The 825-nt window shown below is 38.5% G+C and carries 1 protein-coding gene; it reads left to right on the forward strand.

The window, feature by feature from the left end; translation table 11 throughout:
- A partial coding sequence (locus tag HT687_RS12410; RefSeq protein WP_240152492.1) for a site-specific integrase occupies positions 1 to 825 on the forward strand: 825 nt, incomplete at both ends.

An 825-nucleotide genomic window follows, 5' to 3' on the forward strand; every position in this document is an offset into this window, starting at 1 on the left:
TTGGCATCGATACCGTAACGGGTAAGAAAGTCAAGACGACTATATCAGGGCGAACCAAGAGAGAACTTAGAAACAAAGCGCTACAGGCTCAAATAGACTTTGAAAAAAACGGCTCTACAGTATTTAAAGCGGTTCAAATCAATACCTATGCCGAACTGGCGGAGAATTGGCTGGAAACATACTGCCATACGGTCAAAAAGGCAACCCTTACAATAATCAAGAGTAGACTAAAAAACTATCTACTTCCAGCCTTTGGAGACTACAAACTAGATAAGCTAACACCCCCAGTTATTCAAAAGCAAGTTAATCAATGGGCAAAAGAGTACAATCAACTAGGCAAAGGCTACCAAGAATATCCGCAACTTAACTCGCTAAATAAACGCATACTTAAATACGCCGTATCCTTACAAGTTATCCCTTTTAATCCTGCCCGTGATATTATCGTCCCACGTCGCAAACCAAAAGAAGGGCAAAAACTCAAATATCTGGATGATGATCATTTAAAAAAATTCTTGACTTACCTGGAGCAGCTCCCTAATACTTACAAAAATTTCTACGATACAGTGCTATATAAGACGCTTTTAGCGACTGGTTTACGCATTCGTGAATGTTTAGCCCTCAAATGGTCTGATATTGACTTACAAAACGGTACACTAGACGTAAATAAGACTCTAAACTGTGAAAAAGAAGTCACTACCCCTAAAACAAAATCAAGCGTTAGAATGATTGACTTGGATAATAAGACAGTACTCATGCTGCGGCTTTACAAAAATAGACAAGCGCAAGTCGGTAGAGAAATAGGCTTAACTTATGAAAAAGTATTTT

This window comes from Streptococcus sp. 1449 (assembly GCF_013276805.1).
In the GTDB taxonomy this organism is placed as follows: domain Bacteria; phylum Bacillota; class Bacilli; order Lactobacillales; family Streptococcaceae; genus Streptococcus; species Streptococcus pseudopneumoniae.